The following is a 17,145-nucleotide window of genomic DNA, read 5'->3' as shown; positions in this document are numbered from 1 at the left end:
GCTCATCCCATATATTAAGAATGGTAACAGAAGGGTTTTAATAAAACAATAGACTATATACATTAATTCCTTTTTATGCATAATTGCATAATTTCCTCAATTAGTTAAGTTTTTAGTAGGGGATTCTATATATATCTAATCTATTAAGTTCTATTACTATTAATCTTTGTTTTTGTATTTCCAACTTTGTGATAGTTTAAAACCAAATAAAAAAGGAGTTGAATAACAATGCAAACTATTAATTTTAGAAAAAATTTTAAAGTATTTGGATTAACGTTATTGCTAGTAGTAGGTACATTATCTACTTCATTACATCCTTTCACTGTTAGCGCGAATTCTTTAGAAGATAATGTGCCAAAGAACTTAGAATTAGAATTACAAAAAGAATATAAGAATAATGAAGGTGAAAATGTCTATGACTATGAAATGAATGCTGATAGCGAAAATCCACTTGATGTTGAAATTGTAGAAAAAGAAGATACTGTCGAGGTTACCACATTCCTAAATGGGGAAGAAACAAGTAAAACAACGAAATATAAGAACTCTGGTAAAATGGTTACAATTTCAAATAATGAAGTAACGGAATCCAATGTATCAGATTATGTTACTACTGAGTCGAGCAAAAAAACAGATGATAATTTAGATGAGAACAATGATATGAATTTAATTTCACCAAATTATTATGTTGATCCTGGGGGAGGATCAGATTTACTTAATAGCAACTATAATTCAGGTATAGGCGAGTATGGTTACTTATATGGTGAAATTACTTCCACTACCTACGGAAACACTCATAATATTGAATTTGATACAGGGACTAAGGTATCAGTTATAGTAGGTGCATTATTTGGTTTGGTAACATCTAGCTTAGGTGTTGGAATTATAGTATCAGCTTTGGGTAGTGCAATTTTAGGCGATTCAATTACGGAGTTGATTGATGGTTCTGCATATGCCCGTTTTAGAGAATATTCTCTAAGAGGCTATTCTCAAGGTGAATTAGGAATAGTAACGGAACAAACAGATGTGGATGCAGAAATTACAAATCACAATCGCGAAAATTCAACGACCGAATGGATTGACTTACGCACAACAGGCGATTCTCGTTCGTGGGATCAATTGTGTAATGCTGCTGCTTATAATGTTTATATAGCCAACTATTAAGACAGCCAGTCCTAATACCTAGTTGCTAGGTTTAATAAAAATTATTAGAAAGAACATGTAAACAAAACAGGTTGGCTATTTCCTTGTAGAATAAGCAACCTGTTTTTTGTTTAGCATTCATTGCTATATAAGTAATTCAAGTTGCTGTGTTGATCTTCTACTTTCTAGACTGATTATTTTAATATTTATCTTTTCTTTCACGTTTCGTATTGGACGATATGACCTATGATTACGGTTTCCGTATTCGAGTAAGAAATGACTGCTTCAAAATTAGTTGCACCACCTGCCTTACGTATCGCATTCTCCATGTACGCTTGGTCACCATGTCGGTTAAGTGTATTTTCTTGAGGTGTAATATTATAAGCATTTGATACCCCTCCTAAAGAGTCAGCAATAACATGACCCTCATCTAATATATCACTTTCGACACCTGGAACTTTAGCTTCGTCAGAGAAGTATCTACCAGTTGATAGGACTGCTTCTGTACTATCGTCTTGCAGAATAATTTCTTCAGCAACGACTCTCACTAACTGACCATACTCATTAGTGAATGCCCAGTACTCCCTGTCACCATACCCTACGTCTACTACAACACCTGATTCTCGATCCCCGCTTAAATCACCACCATCTAGCTCTATTAGTTCGTATCCTGAAATCAGGTCATCATTTGTTTCGGTTGGTGTTTCCTCTACTACTGGTTCATCAACAACTGTAGTGGCATCTTCTTCCTTTTCACTATTTTCATTTGTATTAGATGTGGTTTCTTCTTGTGGAGCTGTTTCTCCATCTGTATTGGATGTATCTTCTACGTTGGTACAACCCACTATAAAAATGGTCGTTACAAGTAAGATTAAATAGTTCATTTTCTTTTTCATTTTAAGACTCTCCTATAATAGTTTCATATTGTTCATTCTAAAAATATCAGAATGCTAACATAGGTTAACCTATTGATACTTCCAATTACTTTACGGACATCATCAAATTTACCCCATCTTCTACCCCGTTAGTGCAGCAAGTACAACTTCGTTAATGTATATAATTATTAGTAAGTATACATTTTTCATGAGCATCGATAACGCAAAGACAAACAGTGATTGAATGCCTGTTAAGATCATCATACCCTCGTCCATAAAAAAGGGAAGTGTTGCATTCTATCAAGCGGTCACACCGATATGATGAATTATCTTCTTGCATCGAAATTTACGCTAAACTAAGAGGTGGAGTAATAGACTTAAAATTAAAAAAGAACAAGTATAGTAAGTTACTGGATACTTAAGTTGCCATCAATCTTCTGCAGCAGATGGCACCGTTGACCACATCTAATGATATACTTTCTCTTCCATTTTTCTACCTTGAAATTTAAGAATCTTCCTTCACAAAAGATTCAAAATATGACGTATGTGAATTACAAAATGACTATATTAGTCAGCCATTCTATTTAACTCCTCTTCATAATCAACTTCCTTATACCGATTCTTAAACGAAGTATCTTGGTAATGAGTAAAAAAGAAGTCACTGTCTTGGTCCATGTGCGTAACATAAACGAATGGTATTGCATCCTCACCCTGTATTGATCTATCAGGTAAAGGTTGTGTCATCATGGAATTCTCATCTTCAAAAACAAAAACCACATGTGAAGAAACAGGTGCATTTACAAAGGTAATTGCTCAATTGCTAGAGGGAAAATATCCAGACTTGTTTACAACCGAACGATTAAAGAAAAATAGAAAGAAACGGCTTTATCTTGATTACGTACAACATGGTCAAAATAAAACTTTAATTGCTCCCTACTCCCCACGGAAAACGGAGCAAGCTACTGTTGCTACTCCTCTGTTCTGGGAGGAACTAACAAACAATTTATCACCAGATTTATTTACGATAGAAAATGTTTTAGAACGTGTTTGGAACAATGGCTGTCCTTTTTCAGCATACCATGAAGCACGTCACAAACAACCAATTGAACAAGTGAAGAAATTGATTGAATAGTCGGTTAATAGCCTGATGTGAAGATCATTCAATTAAATATGCTTTAAGATCAACGGCTATTTACTGTTTGAGGGATTAATTAGCTTCGGATGGGGGTTATATCTTTATCACCAGTGTCTTGTCTACCTCTTACAAAAAATGTATACTAAAGCTATCTTCAAATAAGAAAAGAGGTAGATACATGCAAATAGGCAGACCAGTAAAAAAGCCTTTAAAATTGTTGCAATTAGAAGCACTTCTTCCAAGATTATCTTTAAAAAATGAACAACATGTATTTTTGTCTGATATATTGAGGAAAGAACAATCTGGTTATCAAGGTGAATTAAGTCTGAATTATTTTTTTCATTTAATTGAAATCTCTGAATCTATTCTACTATATGGCCTCCGACTCCCTGCAGCGAATAACGCATTTCAACTTGATGCACTTTTATTAACACCCAACGCACATTATGTTATTGAAGCAAAAAACATGAAAGGAAGTATTACATTTAATCAAGCTGGACAAATGATTCGTTCTGTTGACGGAATCAGTGAAACATTTCAAAATCCCCAACTTCAAATTAATGAGCAAATGCTCCATTTGAAACATTTTCTCCGCCAACACGGGTTTCCAGAAGTTCCTATACATCCTATCATTTGTTTTACCCATCCAAGAGTAATTCTTCAATTTAACCAATCGTATAATAACATCATCACAAGTGAACAACTTCCAAATCATATAAGGCAACTTACCAAACAAGTTAAACAGAACAAATACACGCATGCAGAGCTAAAAAAATTAGCGGATTTTTTAAATAGTCATCACACCGACTATCGATTACATTTACATGAAAAGTATTCTTTACCAAATCACCACATTCGTAACGGTGTTTGGTGTACAATCTGTAAAAAAGATATGATGAAGCGCGAGAAGCGAACATGGCTATGTCCAAGCTGCGGGGGAAAGGATAAAATGGCACATAAACAAGCACTCGTGGAGTATGCACTGCTATTTAAAGAATCGATAAAGAATGAAGAAGCAAGGCGTTTTTTGGTCATCCAGTCGCCCTCTACCGTTAAGAGAATACTAACTGGATTAAAGCTCGAGTATCGTGGTGAAAATAAAGCTAGAGAATATCATTTGAAGGAATTAGTGCGACATGAGCGCCGATATTTTTGAATGAGCGCTGATATTTTTGCTTGAGCGCCGATATTTTTGCTTGAGCGCCGATATTTTTGCTTGAGCGCCGATATTTTTGCTTGAGCGCCGATATTTTTGCTTGAGCGCCGATCATCTCCAAAGGTCGTCGATGATCGATTTTTTGACAAAAAAATCATTCACCCATTCTTTCCATAAAAAAGGTTCCGTTTCAAAACGGAACCCTTCTACTTTTTATTCATGTATTAACTTGGTTCAATCAAACCGTATTTTCCATCGCGGCGACGGTACACAACGTTTGTGTCACCAGACTCAGCGTTTGTAAATACGTAAAAAGTATGTCCTAACATGTCCATCTGTAAAATTGCTTCTTCTGAATCCATTGGTTTTAAATCAAAACGCTTGGTTCTTACAATTTCAAAGTTGTCCTCGTCCTCTTCATTTTCTCGAATTGCTTCTTTTTCCATTTCCGCAAAAATATGTTTAGGTGCACCTTGTTGACGTGCTTTGCGGTTTACTTTTGTTTTATATTTTCGAATCTGTCTTTCTAATTTATCTACTACTAAATCAATTGCGGCATATAAATCCGCATGTTGCTCCTCCGCGCGTAGTAATAGATTTGTCATCGGAATTGTTATTTCAATTTGTTGCTCCTCATTATAGACACTTAAATTTACATTGACATCTGATGTTGGGGGTGTATCAAAATAGCGTTCTAGCTTACTTACTTTTTTCTCGATGTATTGTTTTATCGCCCCTGTAACCTCAACATTTTCTCCTCGAATGTTATATTTCATAAAAGTGTCCTCCTTTCTATATCTATATTTCTATAATACCCGTACTTATTCCTGCTTAAACACATAAAAATTTTGTCGAAATTATAGATAACTAATGTATGTTAAATCTTATTCATAGCAAAACACAATCATACCAACATTTTTAAACGTTTAGCAGATAAAATAATTATTTTATAATTCATAGACATAAGAATGACATGTTATAATAAAAAAATGAATTTGTTTAGACTATGTTTTATTTGTAAGTACATTGCTAAATAATTACTTGGTATGAATAAAATATTTACTGCAGAAAGGGCGTTTTCATGGAAGAACAACATTTCAATTCAACACCTCAGGCTAGTGGAAAAGCAATTGCCTCTTTGGTTTTAGGTATCTTATCTATTATTATTCCTTGGATTGGATTTGTCTTAGGTATTATTGCTATTGTTTTAGCAAATAAAGCTTTTAAAGAAATTGCTCACTATCAGCTAGGCGGACGCGGCATGGCGGTAGCAGGATTGACAACTGGTATTGTTGGAACTGCTATTTATGGCCTTATGCTATTATTATTTATTATTGGCATAGCTACTTTTAATGGCATGTATTATTAAGAATAAACAAACGCTAACATCCATGTTAGTGTTTGTTCTTTTTTAAAATAAATTAAAGCACACACGTTTCCATTAAAAGGGTATACTGTAAAATACGTGTGAGATAGAAAGGATGTATATTATGGAAGAGCCACAACAATTCCAACAAGCACCACAGACAAGTGGAAAAGCAATCGCTTCTATGGTTCTAGGTATCTTGTCTATTCTTGTACCTTGGATTGGTTTTATTCTAGGGATTATCGCTATTGTTTTAGCTAACAAAGCTTTTAAAGAAGTGAAGCAACATCAACTTGGCGGTCGTGGAATGGCTGTTGCTGGGCTTACAACCGGGATTATTGCTATCGCACTTTATGGATTAATGATTTTATTTACTATCCTTGGTTTAGCCTTTTTTACTATGTAAATAAAAGCTCTAATTACAAATACATGTAGTTAGAGCTTTTTATTCGTAAGAAAACCACTTCCTACTTTATTGGATCGTATATGGTTCAATAAAAGTTAGCATGTTATCTCTCCATTGCACAAACTGCGGAATGATTTGTTTGTCGAGTAATTCTTTCTTCTTCACATTTGTATGCATTTCAAACCAGCCAGTTAAGTTAGTAATAAGCACTTTGTAATCATCCAATAGCCTATCTAACTCTTCGTCTTCTTCAAAACACTTTGATAATGTAGTATGTGTTGTGTTAATTCGTTGAAATGCTGCTAATAGATCATTAAATACGTCTTGTACTTGCGGCGGTGCTTCTTCTCGCAAATTTGTTGTTACATAAGTAAAACCTTCTTCTATCACAAGTAGCATTTCCTTATACTCATGTAACAGCTGATAGTCTGCTTCCCTCAATTGTACCAAATCATCACCTATTTCCTTTTGTCTAAGAATGTTCCATCAAAACTCGCCAAATTCTTATATGGATTTGAATATTTCTGATTTGTTGTCTTTTGCTTTTTTACTGTACGCATATCTATTTTTAAATGAGTAAATAGCGCCTGCATTTTTTGCCCGATTTCTTGCTCCATCGGAAGAATTTTTTTACCAATAGCTAATTCTTCTTCCGTGTACGGGTGTTTAATTGTTTGTAAGAGTATTTCTCGTTGATCTAGTAAATCTGTCACTTTTTTCATTTCTTCTTCTCTATTTTTAACTTTTGTTGCTTGATCAACGACTTGAAGTAATTCAACCGTCAAACGGTATAACTGTTGCATACGTTCCATTAGACTTGAGCACCTTGACCGTAACTTTGTTTGCGCGTTTGCTTTAAAACTTCTTTCCATGTATCACGAAATTCTTGTACAAGGTCATAGGCTTCATCTAATAGATCAACCCTATTTTCAATATTTGCTTCCATTAAAATACGAATAATATAATCATATAACGGCATTAATTGATCCGTAATATCCGCCTTAGGATCTAATGTCACCATTAATTCACGTATAATGTTTTGTGCTTTCTGGATATTTGTATTTTTAAATTCATAATTATTCTCTTCGATTCCCTTTTTAGCATATTTAATAAATTTTAAACAGCCATTGTACAGCATTAACGTTAATTCACCAGGTGAAGCTGTATTAACAGAATTATTCTTATATGCTTGCTGATATTGTTGATAAGTCATCCTTACCAAACACTCCTTTAGACTTATTTTACTAGCCACTGAATTGTTGCATTAGGTAGTTTGATTGTGAATTCATTTGTTGGATCATTTTTTCCATTTGCGTAAACTGACGCCAATAACGATTTTCTGTCTGCACCAACCTGTCTTCAAAATCAGATATCTGATCATCCATCTGATCTAATTGTCGGCCAAGTGTATATTGCTGTGGGGTAGAACTTGCTTTACCTGCTCGTTCCTCTACTCGATTAATCGTTCCCTCGATCGAATCCTCTAATCGATTCATAATTCCACGACCAGATCCTTCTACATTATTAGAAAACAGTTTATGCACAGAGTCTGGATCTTCACGTAAAGCGGCTTTTAACTTATCCTCGTCTATCTCAAGTTTTCCACGATCAGTGTAATCGGAAGAAGTAGTAATGCCAACTTCTATTAAACTTGAAAAGTTACTACTATTATCAACATTTGCGTACCAATTCGAACGCATATTAGATAATCCATTGCTTAAAATAGAGTCACCCTTCAGTAAGCCACTTTTTGATTTTTCTTCCCATAACTCAATTTCCTTTTCGGATAATTCCTTTTTTTGAGTATCCGTCAATGGTTTATAATCACGATAGCGTGTTTCTTGTACAGCCTCATTTACCTTTTCAATCATTGTATTATAATTCTCAACAAACGATTTTATCTTATCAAACGAAGTCTCCACATCATTTTGAACATTAACTTGAACCGGTTCAGAATTAAAACTTTTATTTAATGTGTAGGTTACATCACTTATCGTAAAAGTATTAGAATGCCGCTTGGTAGTTAATCCATCAATCGTAAACGTTGCATCTGTGCCTTTTATTTCATTGGCTTCATTTAGCTGCAATGTATCTGTTAAAAAAGAACCACTAAACGCCATGCCTGCATTACCGTTGTTTAAATCACCGGTTTCCGTTCGCTGTAAACTAACTACATCATTATGTTCATCATAAAATGCAGAAACCCCGACATTAGAATTAGTTATTTTGTTTAACATTTGGTTCATTGTTGTTGTCCCATCAAACGAAAAATCAAAATCGCCATCAGCATTACTAGAATCATTGATTGGATTACCATCTTGATCAAACGTAGTGATAGAAAAATTAATCACTTGATGGTCGTAATCCTGTCCTTTAATGGTGCTACCTGCGGATAATTTCGAACCAAATTTGAGTGTCCCGTCGTCTACATTTACAAACACTTGATTCGCACCAATTGTAGCAGTATCAAGGTCAGCAGTAGAACCAGCAACAATATCATAGGAGGTAAGATTCCCATCACTATCTGCTACATCGATGGTCTTCCCACCTAAAGAAGCCTCATTTAATGCTCCTTTAGCCAACTTAAATGTTGCAGTCTCTTGACTTACTGTTATATCTTCATTGGTATATGTTTCGGTTTCCCAAGTGATCCCATTACTAAATTTACCTTGATTCATCCATAAGCTCTGGCTAGGATCAATTTTGTCCCCAGCATCAGTAGACAAGGAACTCTGACTAACATTTCTTGCAGCAGTTGCAATCGTTACATCCTCAATCGTATGAGAGATACTACTAGAGCTAGCTGATGCTGTTGCAGTCACAAGCGTATCATTAGTTGATGTAACGCTTTTGCCATTGTATGTACGTTGTAATTTCATATCTAAAATCTGTTGATCTAAATCATAAAACAATTTATTCATATCGCGGTATGCATCCCGTCTCCAGGACGTCCAAATCTGATCTTGTTCCATTTTGTCTAAGGGTTTTCGTTCAGCTGCCATTAGCTCTTTAACCATCGATTCCGTATCAATCCCAGAAGCTAGGCCCGTAATTCTGTTCGAGGTATTTACACTGTATGCCATCTTTTTACTCCTTTCTTTACCAAAAATTAAGCTTTCTCATCCACAATTAAACCGATCGATTCAGCAATCGATGCATATAAATCAAGCATTTTTTTTGGTGGTATTTCTTTTATTACTTCTTTGGTATTCTGATCAACGACCGTTACATAGTAACGTTCGAGTTTATCATGAAATTCAAATTTCACATCGGTGAATGACGGATCTAATAATTCATTTAATTGTTCAACTAACTGCTTTGTTTGTTCTGGATTTGGTTGACCTTCACTGTTTTCTTTAATAGTTTGATACAAGGCAATAGAAGCGTTTGTGTCTTCCCTATTTCTTGCAGCTGCCGAAAACGTGATGTTCTCATTTCTTTGCAGGAATTGGGAACTTGTTTTTATTTCCCCAACGTTCATGGCACATGCCATCCCCTTTTTATTATGTAGTTTCTATTAATATCGGAAACATATGTGATGATCTTAAGAAAAAACAGTAGGTTTTTAACTGACATGCTAGAAATAGGGCATAAGGACCATGATAAAAACAAAAAAACACTATCCCAAATTGATAGTGTTCATATTCGATTATGCTTTTGTATCAATATTACTTCCTAAGTGTGGTGATACAGACTGCTCCATCATCTTGATGAGGCCTTCACTTTTCACTTGCGATTGATCCATCGCCTTATCCATTACTTGAATAGATGCTTGTTGTTGGAGCTTTGTTTGACTGATCACAGTGGATAACGCTGCAATGTCCATCCCGTTCACCTCGCTTATATGATATAGATAGATTAAGTGTAACATAGAAAAGAGACGTGACCAATTTACGTCGTGATTTGTCTAACATAATAATATTCTATCTTTCTGTACTGGTATATATGGTATTGGAACCAATAACTTTAGGAGGAAAAATGTAACAAAGGCACAATAAATCTACGATATACAGATCCTTGATTAAAAATAATTAAAATTTATACTTAATAGGTTGTTATGACTTTAATATAAATAATATTACTATTTAACACCTATACGAACGTACATTTGCTATAATAGGAATGAGGTGAAGGCAAAATGAATAATGAGTATTTATTGAATCAGTTTCCTCCTGACTTTCATGCGAAAATGATAGGAAAATTACTAGGGGATGGTACAATTACAAAACAATTTGGTCGTAAGGCAAGATTTCAATTTTCACACACTGCAAAAGATAAAGATTGGACATTCTATTGCTACCAACAAATCGTTTCTTTTTTTTCTCTCAGCAAACCCATTTATCGTAAAACAATAGACCAACGGCTAGAAGCAGGTTATTCTGAATCTTATATGGTTCAATCCCATACGTCACCTATCATTGATACCCTTGAAGAACTTTGGTATGAACATAGAAAGAAGGTTCTTCCTCTTGATTATATTTCAAAATACTTTAATGCAGTAAGTCTTGCATGGTGGTATCAAGATGATGGTTCGTTAAAACAAGAAAATAACTTCCCCAGAAAAATTATACTATCAACCGAATGCTTTACAAAAAAGGAAAGACAATTCTTACAAATGTTACTTCTAGAAAAATTTAACCTTCTATTTAAACAAGATAAACAAAACCGCATGATTTTGTATGACGCCAGTTCTATCTTTTACTTTTTATCATTAATAGAACAATATATACAACCTTCAATGACAAGAAAAATAATTCAAAATCGTACATTTCAGTTAAAATCAACTTCATCTAAACGATCAACTATTTACTTACCTAATGAAATTATAATAACTAGTCCAACAAAAGAAATTAACTGTATACTTACAAATTTAGAGATAATATGGCGCTTATTTAGATGCGAGTTATTTTACGAACAAATATATAAGTCAAACAAAAGTTATATTCATTCTGATATAGTTAAAACACCTTATCAGATTGTAATACAAAAAAAACAATTGTATCTATTACATCTTTTAAAAGTGAATACTGGATTAACATTTAGTCAGCTTACGAGTCTTTGCTTTAAACTATTCAATGAATCTGAAAATAAAAAATAAACGTAGATGACTATTTGACTAAACATAATTCAAACAAATAAGATGAACTTAAAAGGACTCTAGCAATTGCTAGAGTCCTTTTTAAAGTGTTATTAACGAAGAAGTTGTAGAACTCCTTGTGGTTGTTGGTTGGCTTGCTTTGCCGCTATGCCTTTCGAACATAGAATAGACTATATCTTCATCCATGATTTATCATGGAGCTGGGCACTTCGAACAGCTTTCTGCTGCCCTACGAGATTCATAGTCATAGCTTTCACCTTAGACCGTATTCTCTAGTCGTTGAACCTTCTCCAGAGTTTCCTCACAGGAGCTTGGCTGCTGATTATCCATTGTTTCATCTTCATCATTTTCAAACCATCACGCCTACCGTTTGCAGTTACGTTGTGGTTGATCAAGCTTTAGGAAGTTCCAGCAATTCACCCAGTTATCCTCTAGCTCGTTACCTAGCTAGACGCCCTCTACCAAACTATCTCAAGAGTTGTAATACGCCTTGAGGCATTTGATTTGATTGAGCCAACATTGCTTGTGCTGCTTGTCCAAGAATTGAATTCTTCGTTTGATTCATCATTTCTTTCGCCATCGTGCGAACATTTACTTTCATAAATGACCAGACTATATCTTCACCCTTATCTATTTTAAAAGGGGTCGGGCACTTCGGATCCACAATACTGATGATATATTGTTTCCCCTATGGATTTCATCATCTTTAGCTTAGCCCTTAGATGGTCTATCCTAGTCGTTGAACCTTCTCCAGAGTTTCCTCACAGGAGCTTGGCTGCTGATTGCCCAATCTTCTCTTTTTTTAAACCATCACGCTTGCTGTTTCCAACTACGTTGTGGCAAGAAAAGCTTTCAGGGGTTTCCAGCAATTCACCCGATAATTATCTCTAGCCGTTACCAGCTAGGACGACTGTGCTTGTCACTGCCTAAGCAGCTAAAGCATAATCAACGTCACGGATACGAGATTCCGCAGCAGTTAGGTTTTCAGAAGATGTACCAAGATTATTGATAGTGTGATCTAGACGGTTTTGATATGCACCTAACTTAGAACGTTCAGATGACACTGTTTTTATCGCATTATCAATTGATGTTATTGCACTTGAAGCATTTGCTTGAGATTGTAATCCTGTTGAGCCATCTAATGAATTGTCTTGTAACGATTTAATTGTGGATCCAGTTGTGGAACCACTAGAAGCTTGTGACGCTCCACCAAAAGCTGTAGCACCGCCAGTTCCCCCGTTATCTGCAGCAGCTACTGTAAACGACGCATTTCCAGTGAAAACTAAATCAGCAGTCCCACTTGATTCAACGCTTACTCCTTCTGTATTAGAAAAAGTGGTGTTTAGTTTTGAAGCTAAATCATCAATATTACCGGTATAATCTTGATCAAGAGTTACAGTTGTATCCCCGATGGTTACATCAACACCATTAGTACTAAAATCAAGAGTTGTTGTTGTACTAGTGACAGCAGTTGCACCTGCTGTTCCCATGCCATCTGATTTCATGTTAGCTATACCAATAGTCATATCCTGACCTGCATTGGAGCCAATTTGAATTTTCTTATTTGAAAAAGTACCATCTAACAAACTTTGAGTATTAAATTCAGTATTTTCAGCTATTCTATCAACTTCATCCACTAACTGGTTAAATTCTTTTTGGATTTCTTTTCTATCATCACCTGTAGTAGTATCATTGGAAGATTGAACAGCTAATTCACGCATACGTTGTAAGATACTGTGCGTTTCATTTAGAGCACCTTCAGCAGTTTGAATCATAGAAATACCGTCCTGCGCATTACTTTGAGCTTGATCTAGCCCACGAATTTGCCCACGCATTTTTTCAGAAATAGCTAAACCAGCAGCATCATCTCCAGCACGATTAATACGAAGACCCGAAGCTAACTTCTCCATAGAATTTGACTGTGCATTATTTGCTGCACCTAATTGGCGATGCGTATTCAATGCAGCAATATTATGATTAATTCTCATTTGTTTGTTCCTCCTTGAATAATTAAGTTTTCCACATCCTTGTGGGTTGCTACATATACGAAAGTCGGCCGCCTTCCGGTCTATGTAGCGTTACATTACTAATATCGACTAATTTAATATAATGTTTAATCTTTTTTTGGCATTTTTTTTAATAAATCCATTACATTTGTCGAACTGGTTGCCGCTTCATTGTTTTGTTGTTGGATCTCTAGGAAAACTTCTTTCCGATGGATATCTACATGCTTTGGTGCATCAATACCTAACTTGATCTGGTCACCATCAATCGCAACGATCTTCACTTCAATATCATTGCCTATTTGAATCGCTTCATTTATTTTTCGTGTTAGTACAAGCATGGTTATCCTCCTTTGCTTGGGAGGTTGATGGTGCTAGAAAGATCTTCTCTTTCGTCTTGAATTGCTTGCTATTCATAATATATTGTTTTGCTTTGTTGTTCTTTGTATGAATGACTATAGGTGCTTGAAGATTTGCAGTACTGTCTTCTAAAGTTTCTTTTAATGAGACAATCACAAAAACTTGCACATCGGTTGCCTTTTTAATTTCTAATGTTTCAATTGTGTTTTCATCAATAGTGAAGTCATATGCTTTGGTAAAATGAAACGGGTTAACGACAATAAAGGCAAGTGCTTCTGTTTGTATCGATTGCAGAACAAAAAAAAGGGTGTCCGCTAATGGAACAAGTACAAATTGTTTCTCATCTAAAAAACCAGGAACACCTTGATCAAAATGTAGAATATCGGATTCTTTAACAGTAATCATATTATGATATTTCGTTTGTATTTGCATTTTTTCACCTTTCTAAATTTGGATTTCAAAACCACCTATTCCACGATAGGTTAAAGCATCAAAATCAATCTGTAAATTATTTTTCTGTGCTAAAGTGACATCTACTTTACCAGGCTCATACGTTGTCATTGGATCTTTGGTTTTTGTTTCTATTATTGGTTTTTGAGCTTGTATATCAATCACCACTTCAGCAGGTCGATAATTGACTTTTACAGAACCTGAGGATGGAATCCAACCAATGTTAAATCGCTTCATTTGATCAAAACCATTTTCTATTGCTTGAGAAGCGATCGGATTTCCCCCGTTTTCAATTTTCATCATTTCTTCTCCCTGACGAATCCGTCTCGCTGTTGCTTCCATTGCAGCTTCTTTTCCTTGTTGAAAGGCTTCTGCTGTGACGCGTCTTACTGATTTGAAACCAAGATCAGCCCATGCTTCTGATTGATCTATTGTTAGTTTAGATGGCTTCGTTTCAATGTTTAGCTTCGCTTTCGGTTGCTGGATCGTTTGCTCCGCTTTCGGTTGACGAATGGTTTGTTGTGCGGCTGTTTGTTTAATCGCTAATTGGGCAGCTTGTGATTGTAATCTAATTTGCGGAAAACGCATGCTTGTTCTCCTTTCTATGACTGTTATTTTCCATAGAGAAAAAGCTTGTCGTCTAGATAAAATACGACAAAGCTTTCTTTCAACACTATTAACGTAAAAAGTCTAACAAGGTGGGTTGAATAACGCGTGAACCAGCACTTAAAGCTGCACGATGGACGCTCTCTTGGGTTGTTAGCTTAATAATTACTTCTTCCAAATCTGCATCTTCATTATCAGACATCATTTTATTCGCAGAAATGGACTGATTTTCTAGTCGGTCTTCAATTAATTCTACTCGGTTCATTCTAGCACCTAAATCAGCTCGTTCATTTACTGTTTGATCAATATGAGTGTCAATCACTCCAATATGATCACCTAATGCTTCATCGGATGCATCTGATTTCAATGCATTAGAGAAGGCTTGAATATCATCAAATAAATCCTGATTAAACACATTTTCTGGTGTAATATTTGTTTTTATTTTTGTTCCGCTAATGACTTCAATCATTACGGAATCATTGTTAGATGCAACAGTCGTTACATTACCGTTATCATCTGTCCTAACAGGAGGATGAACTTCTCCAGACGCGTCTTCTGTTCCAGTGGTATTTGTTCCATTAAAAATATACTTGTTATTTACTTTCGTATTGGCAATCTCAACAAGATGGTTTTTTAATTGGTCTACCTCTTCGGCAATATTTTTTCTTTGACCCTCTTCATAGGTACCATTACTAGCTTGTACAGCTAATTCACGAAGTCGTTGTAATGCTTGCGTGGTTTCATCTAATGCAGCATCTGAATTATCCATCCAGTTATGGACTTCACTTAAATTTCGTTCATATTGTTCAACAGAGGATACTTGTGAACGGTAATTCATCCCTTTCATTGCAATAACGGGATCATCTGATGGTCGATTAATTTTCTTACCGGTTGATAGTTGATCCATATACTTATCTAAATTACTGTAACTATTACTTAGATTCCGTAACATATTGTTACTCAACATACTTTGAGTCACGCGCATATCACATCACTACCTTCCTACTAGTCCCATATTATTAATAATTCGATCAAGCATTTCATCAACCGTAGTCATACTGCGTGCCGCGGCGTTATAGGCATGTTGAAACTTAATCATATTGGTCATTTCTTCATCCAGTGATACCGCACTAACCGAATCACGATTTTCTTGTACTTGTTGACTAAGAACAGTGGCGTTATCTACCATCCGGTTTGCTTCCTGGGTTACAACACCCATATCACCAATCATAGATTGATAGAAGCTTTGTACAGAGGCTTTATTTCCAAGACCTTCAGTTGGATCAAGATAATCTTCTTGTCGTTTAGAGAAAACATTTGATAACGCAATGGCATTACTTCCATCTCCACTTGAACCATCTGAGCTAGCAGCAATTTTATTTTTATCATTTAAAATGTCATCTGTTACTTTAATGGTTGCTGCTGGTCGATCAGCAGTTTCATCTATTTTAAAGAAATCATAGCTGTTGCCATCTGCAATATTGGAGCCATTTTGATGGACCCGATTAAATTCATTGACAAAAGCTACTGCCATTTTATCTAAATCACTTAACATGTCCGTATACTCTCCAGCTACTTCACCATCATTTTTAACATAACCATTCATTTCAACCAATCCAAGCAATTCACCTTTTGAAGTAAAATCTTCCGCGTTAATTTCAGTTGGCGTACCTGTAGCATCATCTGGATCAGAAAAGGAAAATGTTTTCACATTGTTATTATCGTCATAACCAATGGTTACATGGTTCACTTCACGTGTTTCACCATCCACTAAGGTCACTTCCTGCCCACCAGTTCCATTTAAGGTGATCGTTGCTTTCCCTTCCGCAATTTCACTTGGTTGCCCACTACTTTTTACATAGTTCACACTAACATTCGCAATCGAAGACAAACGATCAATTAATCGATCACGTTCATCATACAAATTATTTGGAACATGACCATGGGGCTCTACTTCTCCAATTTGTTGGTTCACATTATTTATCTGATCGACAAGTGAGTTAAATTCCGTCTCAGTAACGTCTAATTGACTTTGCAAGTCACCACGAACTTGCTCTAAAGAATTCGATATGTATGTAAATGTATCTGCAACCGCCTGTCCGCGTTGACTAACAACGGAGCGCGCACCTGAATCTTCTGGATTAACTGATAAATCTTGGAGTGCATTATAAAATTGATCCATCGCAAAAGAAAGTCCTTCTTCTGATGGTTCATTCATGATCGTCTCCATTTGATCCATTGCATTTGCTCTTTGCTCGTAATACCCGAGTTTGCCATGTTCATTTCGATATTGCACATCTAGAAAACTATCACGCACACGTTGAATTGAGCCAGCTTGTACCCCTTTACCAATGTTAGATTTTACCCCTTCGGTATATCGAGAGCCAGTTAATGTGGTAACTTGCTCAAAATTCACGCGTTGTCTTGTATATCCTTCTGTATTGGCATTAGAAATATTATGTGATGTGGTATACAAAGCAGCTTGTTGTGTGCTAAGTGCGCGCTTTGCAACTTCTAACCCATGAAACGTCGATGTCATGTGTGTGCCTC

General features: G+C 35.6%; 20 protein-coding genes and 2 pseudogenes. 6 read left to right on the top strand and 16 right to left on the bottom strand.

All coding sequences use genetic code 11. The features are described from left to right. Positions 1-228 precede the first annotated feature (228 nt). Positions 229-1,161: a hypothetical protein gene (locus BN1058_RS03215; protein WP_090852775.1), complete on the top strand. Its 933-nt coding sequence runs from the start codon at positions 229-231 to the stop codon at positions 1,159-1,161. 233 nt (positions 1,162-1,394) lie between these two features. Here the strand turns inward: BN1058_RS03215 and BN1058_RS03210 are convergent. Together BN1058_RS03210 and BN1058_RS03205 are read right to left on the bottom strand one after the other, a co-directional pair. After that, a pseudogene (locus BN1058_RS03210) lies at positions 1,395-2,036 on the bottom strand (DNA/RNA non-specific endonuclease); the annotation flags it as partial. A gap of 546 nt (positions 2,037-2,582) precedes the next feature. Further along, positions 2,583-2,762: a hypothetical protein gene (locus BN1058_RS03205; protein ID WP_090852772.1), complete on the bottom strand. Its 180-nt coding sequence runs from the start codon at positions 2,760-2,762 to the stop codon at positions 2,583-2,585. Here BN1058_RS03205 and BN1058_RS03200 point away from each other — a divergent pair. Together BN1058_RS03200 and BN1058_RS03195 are read left to right on the top strand one after the other, a co-directional pair. Beyond that, positions 2,761-3,147 carry a non-homologous end-joining DNA ligase LigD gene (locus BN1058_RS03200; protein WP_090852769.1) on the top strand — a complete coding sequence of 129 codons (387 nt, stop codon included), beginning with the start codon at positions 2,761-2,763 and terminating at the stop codon, positions 3,145-3,147. The genes BN1058_RS03205 and BN1058_RS03200 overlap by 2 nt on opposite strands. A gap of 181 nt (positions 3,148-3,328) precedes the next feature. After that, positions 3,329-4,306 carry a nuclease-related domain-containing protein gene (locus BN1058_RS03195; protein ID WP_090852765.1) on the top strand — a complete coding sequence of 326 codons (978 nt, stop codon included), beginning with the start codon at positions 3,329-3,331 and terminating at the stop codon, positions 4,304-4,306. Between the two features lie 224 nt (positions 4,307-4,530). Here the strand turns inward: BN1058_RS03195 and raiA are convergent, their stop codons facing one another. Further along, positions 4,531-5,082, bottom strand: coding sequence for a ribosome hibernation-promoting factor, HPF/YfiA family (raiA, locus tag BN1058_RS03190; RefSeq protein ID WP_090852763.1), 552 nt, complete (start codon positions 5,080-5,082; stop codon positions 4,531-4,533). A 305-nt stretch (positions 5,083-5,387) separates the two neighbouring features. Between raiA and BN1058_RS03185 the strand changes: the two genes are divergently transcribed. Further along, positions 5,388-5,675 (top strand): DUF4190 domain-containing protein, encoded by a 288-nt coding sequence (locus BN1058_RS03185; RefSeq protein WP_090852760.1) that lies wholly within the window; start codon positions 5,388-5,390, stop codon positions 5,673-5,675. A gap of 121 nt (positions 5,676-5,796) precedes the next feature. Further along, positions 5,797-6,078 (top strand): DUF4190 domain-containing protein, encoded by a 282-nt coding sequence (locus BN1058_RS03180; protein ID WP_176694431.1) that lies wholly within the window; start codon positions 5,797-5,799, stop codon positions 6,076-6,078. Between the two features lie 66 nt (positions 6,079-6,144). On the opposite strand, the gene BN1058_RS03175 is transcribed toward BN1058_RS03180, so the two are convergent. The 6 genes from BN1058_RS03175 to BN1058_RS03150 form a co-directional block, all read right to left on the bottom strand. Further along, positions 6,145-6,528, bottom strand: coding sequence for a DUF8042 domain-containing protein (locus BN1058_RS03175; protein WP_090852755.1), 384 nt, complete (start codon positions 6,526-6,528; stop codon positions 6,145-6,147). 8 nt (positions 6,529-6,536) lie between these two features. Then, the gene (locus tag BN1058_RS03170; protein WP_090852752.1) at positions 6,537-6,890 is read right to left on the bottom strand and encodes a flagellar protein FliT; all 354 of its coding nucleotides are present in this window, start codon (positions 6,888-6,890) and stop codon (positions 6,537-6,539) included. Next, positions 6,890-7,291 (bottom strand): flagellar export chaperone FliS, encoded by a 402-nt coding sequence (gene fliS, locus BN1058_RS03165; RefSeq protein WP_090852749.1) that lies wholly within the window; start codon positions 7,289-7,291, stop codon positions 6,890-6,892. The genes BN1058_RS03170 and fliS overlap by 1 nt, the downstream gene beginning before the upstream one ends. Positions 7,292-7,322: 31 nt before the next feature. Continuing rightward, entirely contained in the window at positions 7,323-9,161 is a 1,839-nt protein-coding gene (gene fliD / locus BN1058_RS03160; RefSeq protein ID WP_090852744.1) for a flagellar filament capping protein FliD, read from the bottom strand. A gap of 26 nt (positions 9,162-9,187) precedes the next feature. Further along, positions 9,188-9,559: a flagellar protein FlaG gene (gene flaG, locus BN1058_RS03155; RefSeq protein WP_090852742.1), complete on the bottom strand. Its 372-nt coding sequence runs from the start codon at positions 9,557-9,559 to the stop codon at positions 9,188-9,190. A gap of 168 nt (positions 9,560-9,727) precedes the next feature. Beyond that, positions 9,728-9,904 (bottom strand): YjfB family protein, encoded by a 177-nt coding sequence (locus BN1058_RS03150; protein ID WP_090852739.1) that lies wholly within the window; start codon positions 9,902-9,904, stop codon positions 9,728-9,730. A gap of 312 nt (positions 9,905-10,216) precedes the next feature. On the opposite strand from BN1058_RS03150, the gene BN1058_RS03145 reads away from it, so the two are divergent. Beyond that, the gene (locus BN1058_RS03145) at positions 10,217-11,176 is read left to right on the top strand and encodes a hypothetical protein (RefSeq protein ID WP_090852736.1); all 960 of its coding nucleotides are present in this window, start codon (positions 10,217-10,219) and stop codon (positions 11,174-11,176) included. Positions 11,177-11,642: 466 nt separating this feature from the next. Here the strand turns inward: BN1058_RS03145 and BN1058_RS03140 are convergent. The 7 genes and pseudogenes from BN1058_RS03140 to flgK form a co-directional block, all read right to left on the bottom strand. After that, positions 11,643-11,756, bottom strand: a pseudogene (locus tag BN1058_RS03140) (flagellin); the annotation flags it as partial. A 346-nt stretch (positions 11,757-12,102) separates the two neighbouring features. Then, positions 12,103-13,164: a flagellin N-terminal helical domain-containing protein gene (locus BN1058_RS14560; protein ID WP_090852733.1), complete on the bottom strand. Its 1,062-nt coding sequence runs from the start codon at positions 13,162-13,164 to the stop codon at positions 12,103-12,105. 125 nt (positions 13,165-13,289) lie between these two features. Further along, positions 13,290-13,520, bottom strand: coding sequence for a carbon storage regulator CsrA (csrA, locus tag BN1058_RS03130; RefSeq protein ID WP_090852730.1), 231 nt, complete (start codon positions 13,518-13,520; stop codon positions 13,290-13,292). After that, positions 13,492-13,971 (bottom strand): flagellar assembly protein FliW, encoded by a 480-nt coding sequence (gene fliW, locus BN1058_RS03125; protein ID WP_090852727.1) that lies wholly within the window; start codon positions 13,969-13,971, stop codon positions 13,492-13,494. Before fliW ends, csrA begins: the two co-directional genes overlap by 29 nt. A 12-nt stretch (positions 13,972-13,983) precedes the next feature. Then, a complete protein-coding gene (locus BN1058_RS03120; protein ID WP_090852724.1) occupies positions 13,984-14,577 on the bottom strand; it encodes a DUF6470 family protein in 594 nt (197 codons plus the stop codon). A gap of 88 nt (positions 14,578-14,665) precedes the next feature. Further along, positions 14,666-15,580: a flagellar hook-associated protein FlgL gene (gene flgL, locus BN1058_RS03115; protein WP_090852721.1), complete on the bottom strand. Its 915-nt coding sequence runs from the start codon at positions 15,578-15,580 to the stop codon at positions 14,666-14,668. Between the two features lie 9 nt (positions 15,581-15,589). Then, positions 15,590-17,134 carry a flagellar hook-associated protein FlgK gene (flgK, locus tag BN1058_RS03110; RefSeq protein WP_090852718.1) on the bottom strand — a complete coding sequence of 515 codons (1,545 nt, stop codon included), beginning with the start codon at positions 17,132-17,134 and terminating at the stop codon, positions 15,590-15,592. Positions 17,135-17,145: the final 11 nt, after the last annotated feature.

This window comes from Paraliobacillus sp. PM-2 (assembly GCF_001368815.1).
Taxonomy (GTDB): domain Bacteria; phylum Bacillota; class Bacilli; order Bacillales; family Amphibacillaceae; genus Paraliobacillus.
The sequence above is the reverse complement of the archived record's forward strand: the minus strand, read 5'-3'. Positions and strand labels throughout refer to the sequence as shown.

What these genes read in the sequence shown, in the direction of transcription:
- flgK (WP_090852718.1), bottom strand. Translation starts at nt 17,134, where the DNA reads ATGACATCGACGTTTCATGGGTTAGAAGTTGCAAAGCGCGCACTTAGC.
- BN1058_RS14560 (WP_090852733.1), bottom strand. Translation starts at nt 13,164, where the DNA reads ATGAGAATTAATCATAATATTGCTGCATTGAATACGCATCGCCAATTA.
- BN1058_RS03170 (WP_090852752.1), bottom strand. Translation starts at nt 6,890, where the DNA reads ATGGAACGTATGCAACAGTTATACCGTTTGACGGTTGAATTACTTCAA.
- BN1058_RS03145 (WP_090852736.1), top strand. Translation starts at nt 10,217, where the DNA reads ATGAATAATGAGTATTTATTGAATCAGTTTCCTCCTGACTTTCATGCG.
- fliD (WP_090852744.1), bottom strand. Translation starts at nt 9,161, where the DNA reads ATGGCATACAGTGTAAATACCTCGAACAGAATTACGGGCCTAGCTTCT.
- fliW (WP_090852727.1), bottom strand. Translation starts at nt 13,971, where the DNA reads ATGCAAATACAAACGAAATATCATAATATGATTACTGTTAAAGAATCC.
- BN1058_RS03180 (WP_176694431.1), top strand. Translation starts at nt 5,797, where the DNA reads ATGGAAGAGCCACAACAATTCCAACAAGCACCACAGACAAGTGGAAAA.
- flgL (WP_090852721.1), bottom strand. Translation starts at nt 15,580, where the DNA reads ATGCGCGTGACTCAAAGTATGTTGAGTAACAATATGTTACGGAATCTA.
- csrA (WP_090852730.1), bottom strand. Translation starts at nt 13,520, where the DNA reads ATGCTTGTACTAACACGAAAAATAAATGAAGCGATTCAAATAGGCAAT.
- BN1058_RS03200 (WP_090852769.1), top strand. Translation starts at nt 2,761, where the DNA reads ATGGAATTCTCATCTTCAAAAACAAAAACCACATGTGAAGAAACAGGT.
- BN1058_RS03185 (WP_090852760.1), top strand. Translation starts at nt 5,388, where the DNA reads ATGGAAGAACAACATTTCAATTCAACACCTCAGGCTAGTGGAAAAGCA.
- fliS (WP_090852749.1), bottom strand. Translation starts at nt 7,291, where the DNA reads ATGACTTATCAACAATATCAGCAAGCATATAAGAATAATTCTGTTAAT.
- raiA (WP_090852763.1), bottom strand. Translation starts at nt 5,082, where the DNA reads ATGAAATATAACATTCGAGGAGAAAATGTTGAGGTTACAGGGGCGATA.
- BN1058_RS03205 (WP_090852772.1), bottom strand. Translation starts at nt 2,762, where the DNA reads ATGATGACACAACCTTTACCTGATAGATCAATACAGGGTGAGGATGCA.
- BN1058_RS03195 (WP_090852765.1), top strand. Translation starts at nt 3,329, where the DNA reads ATGCAAATAGGCAGACCAGTAAAAAAGCCTTTAAAATTGTTGCAATTA.
- BN1058_RS03215 (WP_090852775.1), top strand. Translation starts at nt 229, where the DNA reads ATGCAAACTATTAATTTTAGAAAAAATTTTAAAGTATTTGGATTAACG.
- BN1058_RS03150 (WP_090852739.1), bottom strand. Translation starts at nt 9,904, where the DNA reads ATGGACATTGCAGCGTTATCCACTGTGATCAGTCAAACAAAGCTCCAA.
- flaG (WP_090852742.1), bottom strand. Translation starts at nt 9,559, where the DNA reads ATGAACGTTGGGGAAATAAAAACAAGTTCCCAATTCCTGCAAAGAAAT.
- BN1058_RS03120 (WP_090852724.1), bottom strand. Translation starts at nt 14,577, where the DNA reads ATGCGTTTTCCGCAAATTAGATTACAATCACAAGCTGCCCAATTAGCG.